The sequence below is a fragment of the Mesorhizobium sp. RCAM 05099 genome, from assembly GCF_059683685.1.
The window spans coordinates 3,838,628-3,852,581 of the sequence record NZ_CM185035.1 but is presented as its reverse complement, the minus strand read 5'-3'; the positions used below and the strand labels follow the sequence as shown (position 1 = coordinate 3,852,581).

The window sequence follows — 13,954 nt, the reverse complement described above, 5'->3', positions numbered from 1 at the left end:
GTTGCATACATCCGACGCAAATCACTGGCTCTAGACAGCGACATGGCTCCGCAGGCTCCGACTCTCAACGAACCGCTTTTCAGCGAACCCGGCGCGCGCGACGGGCGCCGGCTGCTTGCGCTGCCTGGCATCGTCGCGGTCGCGGGCGCGCTGGTCACGGCGGCGATCTCGTTCACCATCCTCGTTGGCGCCACGCCGATCACGCCGAACGAGTCGACGACGCTGGCGCTGATTGCCCTCAATGCCGCTTTCGTCCTCTTCCTCATCGCGCTCGTCGGACGCGAGGTCCATCGCATTCTGATGGCGCGCCGACACGGCAAGGCCGCTTCGCGGCTGCATGTGCGCATCGTCGCCATGTTTGCGCTGGTCGCCGCAATTCCCGCCATCATGGTGGCGATCATCGCCTCGATCACGCTCGATATCGGCCTCGACCGCTGGTTCGAGATCCGCACCAAGACGATCGTCAATTCGTCGCTGTCGATCGCCGACGCCTATGTCCAGGAAAATGCCCGTAACCTCCAGGGCACGACGCTGTCGATGGCCTATGATCTCGATGCGTCGCGTACGCTCTACGGCCTTGATCGCACTGGCTTTCTCGATCTGATGAACAAGGAAGCCGTGGGCCGGTCGCTGGCTCATGCCGCGCTGATCAAGCCGGACGGTTCCTTTGTCATGAGCGCCAAGACCGACACGGATTTCGCCATGCCTGAGCCGCCGGAAGGCGCCGTGGCCAGCGCCGCTGACGGCAAGCCGGTGCTGATCGAGCCGAAAACACGCAACATCATGGGTGCCATCGTCAAGCTGCGCGAGATCGAGGGGCTCTATCTCTACACCATTCGCCTAGTCGACCCCGAAGTGATCAAGGCGCGGCAGATCGTCAGATCCAATACCGACGAGTATCGCGGTCTCGAAGATAACAGGCGCACCTCGCAGGTGGCCTTCGCGCTGCCCTATCTGTCGCTGACGCTGATCATCATCCTGTCGGCCATCTGGACCGGCATCGCCGTCGCCGACCGTCTGGTGCGGCCCATTCGTCAGCTGATAGGCGCCGCCGATGAGGTCGCGACCGGCAATCTCGACGTTGCGGTTCCCGTCAGGCCTTCGGATGGCGATGTCGCCTCGCTCGGCGACACCTTCAACAAGATGCTTCTGGAACTGAAATCACAGCGCAATGAGATCCTGTCCGCCAAGGACCTGATCGATGAGCGGCGCCGCTTCTCGGAGGCCGTGCTTGCCGGCGTCACCGCCGGCGTCATCGGTGTCGATCCCTACGGCATCGTCACCATCGTCAACCGCTCGGCCGAGGCGATGCTGGCATTGTCCGCCAGCGCCGCGCTTGGACAGAACCTGTCCGCCGTGTTGCCGCATGTCGGCCGCGTCTTCGAGATCGGCCGCAAGTCCGGCAAGCCTGTCTACCGGGAACAGGTGACCTTCTATCGCGCCGGCGCCGAGCGGACCTTCAACGTGCAGATCACCATCGAGGCCGGCGACGACGGCACGGAGGAAAAATCCTATGTCGTGACGGTCGACGACATCACGGATCTGGTTCAGGCCCAGCGCTCCTCCGCTTGGGCAGACGTGGCGCGGCGCATCGCGCATGAAATCAAGAATCCGCTGACGCCGATCCAGCTTTCAGCTGAGCGCATCAAGCGACGCTTCGGAAAGGTCATCACCGAGGATCGCGAGATTTTCGATCAGTGCACCGACACAATCATCCGGCAGGTGGAGGATATCGGCCGCATGGTCGACGAATTCTCGGCTTTCGCGCGCATGCCAAAGCCCGAGATGAAGGCCATCGACCTGCGCGAATCGTTGCGCGAGGCTTCGTTCCTGGTCGAAGTCAGCCGCGCTGACATTGCTTTCGAACGCGTGTTCGGCAACGAGCCGCTCAAGGGCACGTTCGACAGCCGCCTGATGGCGCAGGCTTTCGGCAATGTGATCAAGAACGCCGCCGAAGCCATCGATGGAGTGGAACAGAAGGACGGTTCGCACGGCATAATCCGGATTCAAGCCGGGCGCCAGAATGGCGCGATTTGCATCGACGTCATCGACAATGGCAAGGGCCTGCCACGCGAGAATCGTCAACGGCTGCTCGAGCCCTATATGACAACACGCGAGAAGGGCACCGGGCTCGGTCTCGCTATCGTCAAGAAGATAGTGGAGGACCATGGTGGCAGGCTGGAACTTCATGACGCGCCCGCGGATTTCCACAATGGGCGGGGCGCGATGATCAGCATCATCCTGCCCCCGGCCGCCGCAGTTACGCCGCAGCGCGGCGAAAGCAGGACGGAAAACGAAAGAGAAACTGAAAAGGTCGGTAATGGCGTCTGATATTCTCATCGTCGATGACGAGGAAGACATCCGTGAACTCGTCGCGGGCATCCTGAGCGACGAGGGTCACGAAACCCGCACGGCCTTCGATGCCGACAGCGCGCTGGCGGCGATCGCCGACCGGGCACCGCGGCTGATTTTCCTCGACATCTGGCTGCAGGGCTCGCGCCTGGACGGGCTGGCGCTGCTCGACGAGATCAAGACGATGCACCCAAGCCTGCCGGTGGTGATGATTTCGGGTCATGGCAACATCGAAACGGCGGTCTCCGCCATCCGCCGTGGCGCCTATGATTTCATCGAGAAGCCGTTCAAGGCCGACCGGCTGATCCTGATCGCCGAGCGGGCGCTCGAAACCTCGAAACTGAAGCGCGAGGTTTCCGACCTCAAGCTGCGTAGCGGCGAAACCTTCGATCTGATCGGCATGTCGTCGGCGATGAGCCAGTTGCGCCAGACCATCGAGCGCGTCGCGCCGACCAACAGCCGCGTGATGATCATCGGCCCCTCTGGCTCGGGCAAGGAACTGGCCGCGCGCGCCATCCACACGCTGTCGGCGCGCAAGGGCGGGCCGTTCGTGACGCTGAGCGCCGCCAACATCACGCCCGAACGCATGGAGATCGAGCTGTTCGGCACCGAATCGAACGGCGTCGAGCGCAAGGTCGGCGCGCTCGAGGAGGCCCATCGCGGCATTCTCTACATCGACGAGGTGGCCGACATGCCGCGTGAGACGCAGAACAAGATCCTGCGCGTTCTGGTCGAGCAGCAGTTCGAGCGGGTAGGGGGCACCAAGCGGGTCAAGGTCGATGTCCGCATCATTTCCTCGACCTCGCAGAACCTGGAGGCGATGATTGCCGACGGGCGTTTCCGCGAGGATCTCTATCACCGCCTGGCGGTGGTTCCGGTCATGGTGCCGGGATTGGCCGAGCGGCGCGAGGATATTCCCTATCTCGTCGACAATTTCATGAAGCAGATCGCCCGCCAGGCCGGCATCAAGCCGCGTCGCATCGGCGACGACGCGCTGGCCGTGCTGCAGGCGCACAACTGGCCGGGCAACGTCCGCCAGCTGCGCAACAATGTCGAGCGTCTGATGATCCTGGCGCGCGGCGATGATGTCGATGCGCCGATCACCGCGGACCTGTTGCCGTCCGAGATCGGCGATGTCATGCCGCGCACGCCGAATCAATCCGACCAGCACATCATGGCGCTTCCGCTGCGCGAGGCGCGTGAGCAGTTCGAGAAGGACTATCTGATCGCCCAGATCAACCGGTTTGGCGGCAACATCTCGAAAACCGCCGAGTTCATCGGCATGGAGCGCTCCGCCCTGCATCGCAAGCTGAAGTCGCTGGGCGTCTGACGCTGCGTCCAGTCGGCCGCGCCTGGGCCAAGCATTTGCCGGTTACGCAAGCGGCGGAATCGCATAAGAAGGCCCGATTGATTTCCAGGGGTCGCCAATGCCGCGCATTGCCTATGTCAACGGGCGCTACGTCACTCACGCCGACGCTTCCGTGCATATCGAGGATCGCGGCTATCAGTTCGCCGACGGTGTCTACGAGGTCTGCGAAGTGGCGCGCGGCTTCATCGTCGACATGCCGCGCCACCTTGCGCGGCTCAATCGGTCCTTGACCGAATTGTCGATCGCCTGGCCCGTCACGCGAGGCGTGTTGCCGATCATCATGCGCGAAGTGGTCAACCGCAATCATGTCGCCAACGGTCTGGTCTATGTCCAGGTCACGCGCGGCGTCGCCAGCCGCGACTTTGTCTTCCCGTCGGCGGATACCAAGCCGTCCCTGGTGGTGACCGCCAGGAAGGCCGATCCCGCTGCCGGAGCAAAGCGGGCCGAGACCGGTATCGCGGTCATTACCGTGCCGGAGAATCGTTGGGACCGGGTCGATATCAAGAGCGTTGGACTGCTGCCCAATGTATTGGCCAAGCAGAAGGCGAAGGAAGCCGGTGCGCAGGAGGCGTGGTTCGTCGACGTCGACGGCACCGTCAAGGAAGGTGGATCGTCCAACGCCTGGATCGTCACCCGGGATGGTGTCCTGGTCACCAGGCCGGCCGAACATGGCATCCTGCGCGGCATCACCCGCACGACCATGTTTGAAGTGGCGGCCAGGCTCGGCTTGAAGATCGAAGAACGTGGCTTTTCCGTCGCCGAGGCCAAGGCGGCGCGCGAGGCGTTTATCAGCTCGGCAACGACAATCGCCATGCCGGTCGTGGCCATCGACGGCGATCCGGTCGCCAATGGCCACCCCGGCTCCATAACACTTTCGTTGCGGCAAGCCTTTTTTGACATTGCGGAAAAAAGTCCAGCCTGATAACCGCACAGGTGGAATGAACATCAATATATCTCGTTCTGCTTGTCGTTACTGACGACAAGACGGTGTTTGCGCGCTTGACATGTGCCTGACAATTTGGCGCATTGGCTTGCAAACCGAAGGGGATCGGCGAAAGACAAGAACAATGGCGGAACGATCGCAAAACCTTCAGGACCTGTTCCTGAATTCAGTTCGCAAGAGCAAGAACCCGCTCACCATCTTTCTCATCAATGGCGTGAAGCTGACCGGCGTGGTCACTTCGTTCGACAATTTCTGTGTCCTACTACGCCGTGACGGTCACTCCCAGCTCGTCTACAAGCACGCCATTTCCACGATCATGCCGAGCCAGCCGGTTCAGATGTTCGATGGTGAGGAAAGCCAGGGCGCCTGATTGGCTCGTGAGAAAGACGCGGACGCCACGGTTCGCGGAAAACCAGCGCATCATCCCGGGACGGAGGCCAAGGGCCCGACCCGGGCTGTCGTCATCGTGCCCGTACTTACCCGCCACCAGCGCAACGACGACGAGACGAACCGTCCAAGGCTGGTGCGTTCGGCCGAGGCCCGTCACGACGAAGCGGTCGGCCTTGCCCGCGCCATCAATCTCGATCTGATCCACACCGCGGTGGTGACCGTCAATGATCCGCGCCCGGCGACCTTGCTCGGCAGCGGCAAGGTCGCGGAGTTCGCCGAGATCGTCAAAGAGGGCCACGCGGAAGTGGTTATTGTCGACCATCCGCTGACCCCGGTGCAGCAGCGCAATCTCGAGAAAGAGCTGAACGCCAAGGTGCTGGATCGCACCGGGCTGATCCTCGAAATCTTTGGCGAGCGCGCGCGCACCAAGGAAGGCACGCTGCAGGTCGAACTTGCCCATCTCAACTACCAGAAGGGTCGCCTCGTGCGCAGCTGGACCCATCTCGAGCGTCAGCGCGGCGGCGCCGGCTTCCTCGGCGGTCCCGGCGAAACGCAGATCGAATCCGACCGGCGGCAGCTGCAGGAAAAGATCATCAAGCTGAAGCACGAGCTGGAAACCGTGCGCCGCACGCGCGACCTGCATCGCGCCAAGCGCAAGAAGGTGCCGTTTCCGGTGGTTGCGATCGTCGGCTATACCAACGCCGGCAAGTCGACGCTCTTTAACAAGCTGACCGGTGCGGACGTGCTGGCGCAGGACATGCTGTTCGCCACGCTCGATCCGACGCTGCGCCGCGTGCGCCTGCCGCATGGCACTCCGATCATCCTTTCGGACACGGTCGGCTTCATCTCGGACCTGCCGACGCATCTGATCGCGGCCTTTCGCGCGACCCTGGAAGAGGTGGTCGAGGCCGATCTCGTCATTCATCTGCGCGACATTTCCGATCCCGACACCGCGGCACAAGCAGAAGATGTCGAACGAATCCTGGCTGACCTCGGTGTCGACGCCAGCGACGCCAAGCGCGTGATCGAGGTCTGGAACAAGATCGACCGGCTGGACGAGGGCAACCGCAGCCGGCTGCTTGCCGATGGCGCCGACGTCAGCAAGGCGCCGCCGATTGCCGTATCGGCGGTGACCGGGGAGGGTATCGATGCGCTGAAGGCGATCATCGAAACGCGCATGGCGGGCGAGCTCGAAGACCTGACGGTGACGATCGAGCCGTCCCAATTTGGTCTTGTCGACTGGCTTTACCGCAATGGCGATATCGTTTCGCGCACCGACAATGACGACGGCGGTACGACCATCTCGCTCAAGGCCACAGCCAGCGCTCGCGAAGAGATCGAAAGCAGATTGCGTCGCAAAAACAACAGTTAATGCAGGCAGGTTAGCGCAAGCTACTTCGCGTTTTTTGCTTCCTGCCAGAGCGCTTCCATCTCGGCCAGATCAGCCTTTTCCAGCGTGTTGCCGGAGTTTTCCAGGGCCTGCTCGACATAGTGGAAGCGTGTGCGGAACTTCTCGTTGGTGCCGCTTAGCGCCGCTTCCGAATCCAGCTTGAGGTGCCGGCCGAGATTGACGACGGCAAACAGCATGTCGCCGAATTCATCCTTGATCGAGGCGGTGTCGCCTTTGGCCAGCGCCTCGCGCAACTCGCCGATCTCTTCCTCGATCTTGTCGAGGATGGGGGTTGCCTCGCTCCAGTCGAAACCGACACGGGCCGCCTTCTCCTGAAGCTTCAAGGCGCGCGTTAAGGCGGGCAGGGCGACCGGCACACTGTCCAGAAACCCCTTGCCATTGTCTTCCGGGTCGAGGCCGCGAGCGAGGCGGGCGCTGCGCTTCTGCGCCTTCTCCTCGGCCTTGATCTTTTCCCACATGCCCTTGGCCATGCCGGCGCTGCGGGCTTTCTCGTCGCCGAACACATGCGGATGGCGGCGGATCATCTTGGTGGTGATGGCCTGAACCACGTCGCCGAAGGCAAACTCGTCGGCCTCCTCGGCCATTTGCGCGTGGTAGACGACCTGCAGCAGGAGATCGCCGAGTTCGTCGCGCAGATCGTCGAGGTCGCCGCGCGCGATGGCGTCCGCCACCTCGTAGGCTTCCTCGATCGTATAGGGCGCGATGGTCGAGAAATCCTGTTCGATGTCCCACGGACAGCCGGTCTTCGGTGCCCGCAGCGCAGCCATGATCTCGATCAGGCGCGAAATGTCTTTCGATGGCGTCATGTGGCGGATGCTATAGCGCGGCCGATCTCGCGGCCAACACTGTCAGCCGGGAAGGGGGCTTGTCCACAGTTGCGCGGTGCCGGTCTCGTCAGTCGAGCACCGAAACGATTGCCTTGGCGAGCTTGTCCATTCCATCCTCGGGCAGGCCGGCCACGTTGATGCGGCTGTCGCCGACCATGTAGACGCCGTGTTCGGCACGCAGCCGCTCGACCTGCGCTTCCGTGAGGCCAAGGCGGGAGAACATGCCGCGATGGCTGGCGACGAAATCGAAGCGGTCGGAGTTGGACTGCCGGCGCAGCGCCTCGGCGAACTGGACACGCAGCCTGAGCATGCGCAGGCGCATCTCCTCCAGCTCGGCTTCCCAGTCCGCGCGCAACGCGGCGTCCTCGAGCACGATGCGCACGGCGGCTGCACCATGGTCCGGCGGCATCGAATACATGGCGCGCGCCGCCGACAGCATCTGGCTCATCGCCACGTCGGCCTGTGCGCCGTCCCCGGCCAGGATCATCGCGGCGCCGACGCGGTCTCGGTAGACGGCGAAGTTCTTCGAGCAGCTGGAGGCGACAACCATTTCCGGAACTTTCGCCGCCAGCAGGCGCAAGCCGACGGCATCGGCCTCCAGGCCATCGCCAAAGCCCTGATAGGCGATGTCGACAAACGGCAGCAGGCCGCGCTCGACGACCAGGTCGGCAACGGCCTTCCACTGAACCGCGTCCAGATTGGCGCCGGTCGGGTTGTGGCAGCAGCCATGCAGCAACACCACGTCGCCGCTCTTTGCCGTCCGCAGCGCTGCCAGCATATCCTCGAACCGGACGGCGCCCGAGACGGCATCGAAATAGGGATAGTCGCGGATCTGCAGACCGGCGGCGCGCATCACCGGCATGTGGTTCGGCCAGGTCGGGTCGGACAGCCAGATTGTCGCATCGGATCGTGTCCGCTTCAGCAACTCCGCCACCAGCCGCAGCGCGCCGGAGCCACCCGGCGCCTGTGCCGCACGGATGCGCGTCATGTCGGCGCCCGGACCGAAGGCAAGCTTGGCCATGGCCGTGTTGAAGACCGTATCGCCGGCAAGGCCGAGATAGGTTTTGGTGTCCTGGCTCTGCAGGAGTCGCTTTTCGGCCTCGCGCACGGCGCGCATGACAGGCGTTTTGCCGTCGCGATCCTTGTAGACGCCGACGCCAAGGTCGACCTTGTCGGGGCGCGGGTCGGCGCGATAGAGGCCGATCAAGGCAAGAATCTTGTCGGCGGGAGCTGGCTGGAGGTCTTCGAACATGGGGACGGTTCCGTTGGCGCGGCGGAGTGATACGCAAATCGAACGCGCTTCACCAGCGGTTTCGGTCACACCAAGCCAAAAAGCGGCACTCCGGCTGACTGGCGGCATCGCAGGATCGTCCAGTTTCGCCGTCGAGGCGAGGGCAGTTGCGAACGATGTCATCCAGCGCGAAAAAAATCGCACGGGAAGGGATTAAAACCCCCACATGCTCCGTAAACAGGGCATGAAACGGTCGATGCCACGCTTCGATATTGTTGGACAACTTGGGTCGCTGCGCCGTTACGCACGCTCCTTGACGCGCGACAGCACGGACGCCGAGGATCTCGTGCATGACGCGCTGGTGCGCGCCTATGAGCGGCGCGGCACTTTCCGGTCCGGCGGAAACTTGCGCGCGTGGCTGCTGTCGATCGTCCACAACGCCTTCATCGACCGCATGCGCTCGCGTCGCTCGGAAGCAGCGCGCCTCGATCAGGCCGGATACCTTGCCGATGGCAGCACGCCGGCGCCACAGGAACATTCGGTGCGCCTGGCGCAGGTGCGCGAGGCCTTTTTCAGCCTGCCGGAAGAGCAGCGTTCGGCACTGCACCTCGTCGCCATCGAAGGCCTTTCCTACAGCCAGGTCGCCGATGCCAGCGGCGTGCCGTTGGGCACGCTGATGTCACGCATCGGCAGGGCGCGCGCCGCCCTGCGCGCGATGGAGGACGCGGCGCCCTCAAAGGCCAAAAACCACCTCAGGATCGTTGGAGACCCGTCATGATCGCAACTGTCGATCCCGTGACCGATGCCGACCTTGATGCCTATGTCGACGACCAGCTCGACGTCAGCCGCCGCATCGAAGTCGAGGCGTTTCTGTCCGCCCGTCCGGAGGCTGCGGCGCGCGTGATGTCGGATCTGAGGACCCGCGACGAGCTGCGCGTGGCGCTTGCCGGCTCCAGGGGCATGGCGAGGCCGGCGACCGCGGATGCCGCGCGGCGGCTGGAGAGGGGGCTCGCCCGGGGCCGCATCTTCGCCGTGTTGCAGCGCGCCGCTGCCGTTGCCGCCTTCATTGCCGCGGGCTGGCTGGCGAACGGGATCATCGGGCCAATGTCGGTGACGAAGGTCGTCGCCTCGCCGCAGCCGCCCACCTATTTGGAAGAAGCTGTTCGCGCGCACAGAACGACGCTGGTACGCGAGAGCATGCCGTCGCAGCCGGAAGCGCCCAACTACAACGCCGGCGAAATCCGTGCCGCGACCGCCATCGTCATGCCGTCGCTGCCCAAGGACTGGAAGGTGCGCGACGTGCAGATCTATCCGTCGCGTTTCGGCCCGAGCGTCGAGATGGCGGTCGAGACGAAGGAGATGGGGCTGGTCTCGCTGTTCGCCATCCGGCCGGGAAACTTCGATGTCGTCAAGCCGACGGTCGCGCCCTCTGGCGACATTTCCTCGGCCTATTTCCAAATCGGCGAGGTCGCCTACGCGGTGGTCGCGCGAAGCGAGGTCCACGATCTCGACCGCGCCGCAGAGACGCTCGCCAGAACGCTTTACTGACCGATCCACAAAGGAGAATTCAAATGAACACCCCCAATCTGGGATACCGCGCCGGCGCCCAAACCGGAGCCATTTATGACGAGGGCCTGCGCCAGCACATGCTGCGCGTTTACAACTACATGGGCCTTGGCCTGGTGGTCACCGGCCTGGTCGCCTTCATGGTGTCGTCGACGCCCGCGCTTTACGTGCCGATCTTCTCCAGCCCGCTGAAGTGGGTGGTGATGCTGGCGCCGCTCGCTTTCGTCATGCTGTTCTCGTTCAAGATGCAGACCATGTCGGCGGCCAGCGCCCAGGCGATGTTCTGGGCTTTCTGCGCGGTCATGGGCCTGTCGCTGGCCTCCGTGTTCCTGGTCTTCACCGGAACCAGCATCGCGCGCACCTTCTTCATCGCCGCCACCATGTTCGGCGCCACCAGCCTCTACGGCTACACCACCAGGCGTGACCTGACCCAGTTCTCGTCGTTCCTGATCATGGGTCTGATCGGCGTGGTGATCGCCAGCATCGTCAACATCTTCCTTGGCTCGACCGCGCTGCAGTTCGCCATCTCGGTGATCGGCATCGCCGTGTTCGTCGGCCTGACCGCGTGGGATACGCAGACGATCAAGGAGCAGTATGCCGAGAATTTCGACGCGGAATCGCGCCAGAAGCTCGCTGTCTTCGGCGCCTTTTCGCTCTATCTGAACTTCATCAACATCTTCCAGCTGCTGCTGAATTTCACCGGCGAACGCGAGTAACGACTGTCCGTTGCGGGTGAGGGCGAGGAATATCGCCCGAGACGTAGAGAGGTGGCCGGGGAGATCCTCCGGCCACAATTCGTTCTGGCGAGACCCGGCCACACCTTGAGTCCCCAAGAGCTTTTGCTAGTCTGCCCAACGCACCAGCCTTCAACACCGGCCCGCGAGGACATGTGGCACAGGACAGCCAAACGCTTCATGGCGACGGCATCTCGGCGACCGTAGCCGCGCAGGGCGCCGAACTGGTTTCGCTGCAAGACGAGCAAGGATTTGAGTTCCTCTGGCAGGCCGGCCCGGCCTGGCGACGCCATTCGCCGGTGCTGTTTCCGATCGTCGGCCGGTTGAAGGCAGATCAACTGCGCCATCGAGGCCGGACCTACCCGATGACGCAGCACGGTTTCGCCCGCGACAAGCCGTTTAGCTGGGCGGAGAGGGGGCCGCGATCTTGCACGCTGGTTCTCACCGATGACGTCGATACCCGCGCGCACTACCCCTTCGCCTTTCGCCTGGAGGTGACCTACACGCTGGATCGTCAGCAGCTTGGCGTAACCTTTGACATCATCAACGCCGGCGACGAGCCGCTGCCGGCGTCAATCGGAGCGCATCCGGCGTTCAATTGGCCGTTGCTGCCGGATCTGGCCAAGACCGACTACCGGCTGACTTTTGCCGACGATGAGCGGGCGCCGATTCGCCGGCTGAAGTACGGTCTGCTCATGGCAACGCCGCAGCCAACACCTGTCAAAGGCATGACCCTTGATCTCTCCGAACGCCTGTTCGACGATGACGCCGTCATTCTCGATCAACCCGCCAGCACCCGAGTACGTTACGCCGCCAAGCGTGGTCCGGCGATCGAGATGTCGTGGCAGGGATTTCCTGTACTGGGCATCTGGTCAAAGCCCGGCGGCGCGCCGTTTCTGTGCATCGAACCCTGGCATGGCATTGCAAGCCCGGTGGACTTCGATGGCGATTTCATCGACAAACCTGGCCTGATGATGATCGCGCCAGGAACGAAGCGCGTGCTGAACTATCAGATCCGGCTGATTGGATCGGTTTGAAAATCGGGGCGGAGAGGGGTCCGTGACCCAGTGAGCAGAGCATCGTGTACGCCGGCCTTGCAACCATTCCGACCGCTTGATTTTAGAGGAGACGCAACATGAACCGATTCACGGGCGGTTGCCTTTGCGGCGACGTCCGGATTGTCGCGTCGGGACTCCCATACCGGGTCGGTATTTGTCACTGTCTCGACTGCCGCAAGCATCATGGAGCGCTTTTCTATGCCGCCGCGGTGTTTCCTCAGGACGCGGTGACGATCGAGGGCGAAACACGCGACTACGCCGGGCGGTTTTTCTGCCCCCGCTGCGGCTCATCCGTTTTCGCACGTAGCGCGGACGAAATCGAAGTGCACCTGGGAGCCCTGGATACCCCTGACCAACTGATGCCAACCTACGAAAGCTGGATCGTCCGTCGCGAGTCCTGGCTGCCGCCGTTTCCGCTCACGAGGCGATACGAGCGCGACCGTGACGCCACGGGTCGCTTTGAGGAGTAGGCGAGCGGTACGAAGGTCAGATTTGTGCCTCGATCGAAATCTCGAACCTTCGATCACGCCGGCGCGTCACTCCGGAAGACCGGCCTTGCGGAAGCCATCAACGAAATGCTCGAGCGTCGCTGCGTCGCGGAACGGCTCCGTCGCGACCCAGTGGCGGGTCGTGAAATGCGAGTTGCTGACGAGGAACATTTCGACCTCCACGCGCGCTTCTTCGAGCCGGCCGAGCTGCGCAAGGCTTGCCGCCAGGAAACGGCGTGAGCTTGTGCGATAAGTCTCGTCCCTGCGCAGTGTCTCGACGGCGGCATCGTATTCGCGCGCCGCATATTGCGCCGCGCCGAGCGTCAGATAGTACCAGCTTGCCGGAAACGGGTTCAGCCGGAACGCCTTGCGAATATGCTCGAGGCCTTCTTCGACCCGCCCGGCCAGGACCGCAATGTCGGACAATGTCGCCCAGGCGTCGGCCTCGTTCGGGTCGAGCTCGAACGCCTTGGCGAATTCCACATCCGCCTCTGCGAAGCTGCGTTCATAGGCAAGCAGGTTGGCCAGGACCCAGTGGCAGCCGGCGTCGTTGGGGTCGATCGCCACGGCTTTGCGCGCCAGCTCCAGGGCAAGGCGACGGTTTGGCTCAATGGGTTCGCCCCAATGTACCCATCCCATCCAGTGGTTCATGGCAAGCCAGCGATAGGCCTCGGCGTATTCCGGATCGAGCGAAACCGCGCGCGTCAGCATCAGATGCGCTTCCCGCGCCGTCTGCGGCGAATCGTCGATCAGCTTGCGCGCCCGCACGCAGAGATCGTAGGCCTCGAGATTCTTGGGCCGGTTGCGTGGCGGCGGTGCGCGCAGCCGGCCGAGCAACGCCTCCACGATCTTGGCCGTCACCTCGTCCTGAACGGCAAAGATATCTTCCAGGCTGCGATCAAAGCGTTCCGCCCATAGATGTTCGCCGCTCACCGCATCGACCAGCTGGGCGTTGATGCGCACGCGCTCCGCGGCGCGTCTTGCGCTACCCTCCAGCAGATAGCGCACGCCAAGCTCCTCAGCGATCGCACGCACGTCCATCGCCTTGCCTTTGTAGGCAAACGTCGAGTTGCGCGCGATGACGAACAGACCGGAGATCCTCGACAGGTCGGTGATCAGGTCTTCGGTCAATCCATCGGCGAAGGAGTCCTGCTCGGGATCGTTGCTGAAATTGACGAAGGGCAGCACGGCTATCGATGGTTTACCAGGCAGCGGCAAGGGCTTTCGCTTCGCGCCACCGAGTTGTTCGATGACCCCCGTGAAGCGGTAGCCGACGCGCGGAACCGTGGCGATCCATTCACCGCCGTCGGCGGCCGGGCCAAGCAGCTTGCGCAGCTGCGCGATCTGGACGGTGAGGTTGCCTTCCTCCACGGCCGTGCCCGGCCACGCCGCGTCCATCAAGTCGGCCTTGGCCACGATTTCACCGGGTCGTCCGACGAGCGCCGCAAGCAGCTTTAGCCCACGATAGCCAACGGCAACGGGGACGTCGTTCCGAAGCAGCGTTCCCGCACCGGAATCAAGCACGAACGGACCAAAGGCAAAGCGCTCTCCCTGCATAGGGCGCATCTATAGCCCGTTTGGAAGT

At 63.3% G+C, this 13,954-nt stretch carries 13 protein-coding genes; 10 read left to right on the top strand and 3 right to left on the bottom strand.

Annotated features, from left to right (window positions below; translation table 11 throughout):
* Nucleotides 1-42: 42 nt before the first annotated feature.
* The 5 genes from AC56QQ_RS18865 to hflX all read left to right on the top strand — a co-directional run bounded on the left by AC56QQ_RS18865 (nucleotide 43) and on the right by hflX (nucleotide 6,426).
* Nucleotides 43-2,331 carry a sensor histidine kinase NtrY-like gene (locus AC56QQ_RS18865; RefSeq protein WP_497122987.1) on the top strand — a complete coding sequence of 763 codons (2,289 nt, stop codon included), beginning with the start codon at nucleotides 43-45 and terminating at the stop codon, nucleotides 2,329-2,331.
* Nucleotides 2,321-3,682, top strand: coding sequence for a nitrogen assimilation response regulator NtrX (gene ntrX, locus AC56QQ_RS18860; RefSeq protein WP_091586409.1), 1,362 nt, complete (start codon nucleotides 2,321-2,323; stop codon nucleotides 3,680-3,682). Before AC56QQ_RS18865 ends, ntrX begins: the two co-directional genes overlap by 11 nt.
* Nucleotides 3,683-3,779: 97 nt before the next feature.
* Nucleotides 3,780-4,643: a D-amino-acid transaminase gene (locus AC56QQ_RS18855; protein WP_091586411.1), complete on the top strand. Its 864-nt coding sequence runs from the start codon at nucleotides 3,780-3,782 to the stop codon at nucleotides 4,641-4,643.
* 145 nt (nucleotides 4,644-4,788) lie between these two features.
* The gene (gene hfq, locus AC56QQ_RS18850; RefSeq protein ID WP_006202172.1) at nucleotides 4,789-5,034 is read left to right on the top strand and encodes an RNA chaperone Hfq; all 246 of its coding nucleotides are present in this window, start codon (nucleotides 4,789-4,791) and stop codon (nucleotides 5,032-5,034) included.
* A complete protein-coding gene (gene hflX, locus AC56QQ_RS18845) occupies nucleotides 5,035-6,426 on the top strand; it encodes a GTPase HflX (RefSeq protein ID WP_497122986.1) in 1,392 nt (463 codons plus the stop codon).
* Between the two features lie 20 nt (nucleotides 6,427-6,446).
* Here the strand turns inward: hflX and mazG are convergent, their stop codons facing one another.
* Complete coding sequence (mazG, locus tag AC56QQ_RS18840; protein WP_497122985.1) at nucleotides 6,447-7,271, bottom strand: nucleoside triphosphate pyrophosphohydrolase; 825 nt, start codon at nucleotides 7,269-7,271, stop codon at nucleotides 6,447-6,449.
* An 88-nt stretch (nucleotides 7,272-7,359) separates the two neighbouring features.
* The gene (locus tag AC56QQ_RS18835) at nucleotides 7,360-8,544 is read right to left on the bottom strand and encodes an amino acid aminotransferase (protein ID WP_497122984.1); all 1,185 of its coding nucleotides are present in this window, start codon (nucleotides 8,542-8,544) and stop codon (nucleotides 7,360-7,362) included.
* A gap of 223 nt (nucleotides 8,545-8,767) precedes the next feature.
* On the opposite strand from AC56QQ_RS18835, the gene AC56QQ_RS18830 reads away from it, so the two are divergent.
* From AC56QQ_RS18830 to AC56QQ_RS18810, 5 genes are all read left to right on the top strand, one after another.
* Nucleotides 8,768-9,301, top strand: a complete 534-nt coding sequence (locus AC56QQ_RS18830) for a sigma-70 family RNA polymerase sigma factor (protein ID WP_497129052.1) — start codon at nucleotides 8,768-8,770, stop codon at nucleotides 9,299-9,301.
* Nucleotides 9,298-10,071 carry an anti-sigma factor family protein gene (locus tag AC56QQ_RS18825; RefSeq protein ID WP_497122983.1) on the top strand — a complete coding sequence of 258 codons (774 nt, stop codon included), beginning with the start codon at nucleotides 9,298-9,300 and terminating at the stop codon, nucleotides 10,069-10,071. The genes AC56QQ_RS18830 and AC56QQ_RS18825 overlap by 4 nt, the downstream gene beginning before the upstream one ends.
* Nucleotides 10,072-10,094: 23 nt before the next feature.
* A complete protein-coding gene (locus tag AC56QQ_RS18820; RefSeq protein WP_489861282.1) occupies nucleotides 10,095-10,805 on the top strand; it encodes a Bax inhibitor-1/YccA family protein in 711 nt (236 codons plus the stop codon).
* A 173-nt stretch (nucleotides 10,806-10,978) separates the two neighbouring features.
* A complete protein-coding gene (locus AC56QQ_RS18815; RefSeq protein ID WP_497122982.1) occupies nucleotides 10,979-11,860 on the top strand; it encodes an aldose 1-epimerase family protein in 882 nt (293 codons plus the stop codon).
* Between the two features lie 98 nt (nucleotides 11,861-11,958).
* A complete protein-coding gene (locus AC56QQ_RS18810) occupies nucleotides 11,959-12,351 on the top strand; it encodes a GFA family protein (RefSeq protein WP_497122981.1) in 393 nt (130 codons plus the stop codon).
* Between the two features lie 66 nt (nucleotides 12,352-12,417).
* On the opposite strand, the gene AC56QQ_RS18805 is transcribed toward AC56QQ_RS18810, so the two are convergent.
* Nucleotides 12,418-13,935, bottom strand: coding sequence for a winged helix-turn-helix domain-containing tetratricopeptide repeat protein (locus tag AC56QQ_RS18805; protein ID WP_497122980.1), 1,518 nt, complete (start codon nucleotides 13,933-13,935; stop codon nucleotides 12,418-12,420).
* Between the last annotated feature and the right edge of the window lie 19 nt (nucleotides 13,936-13,954).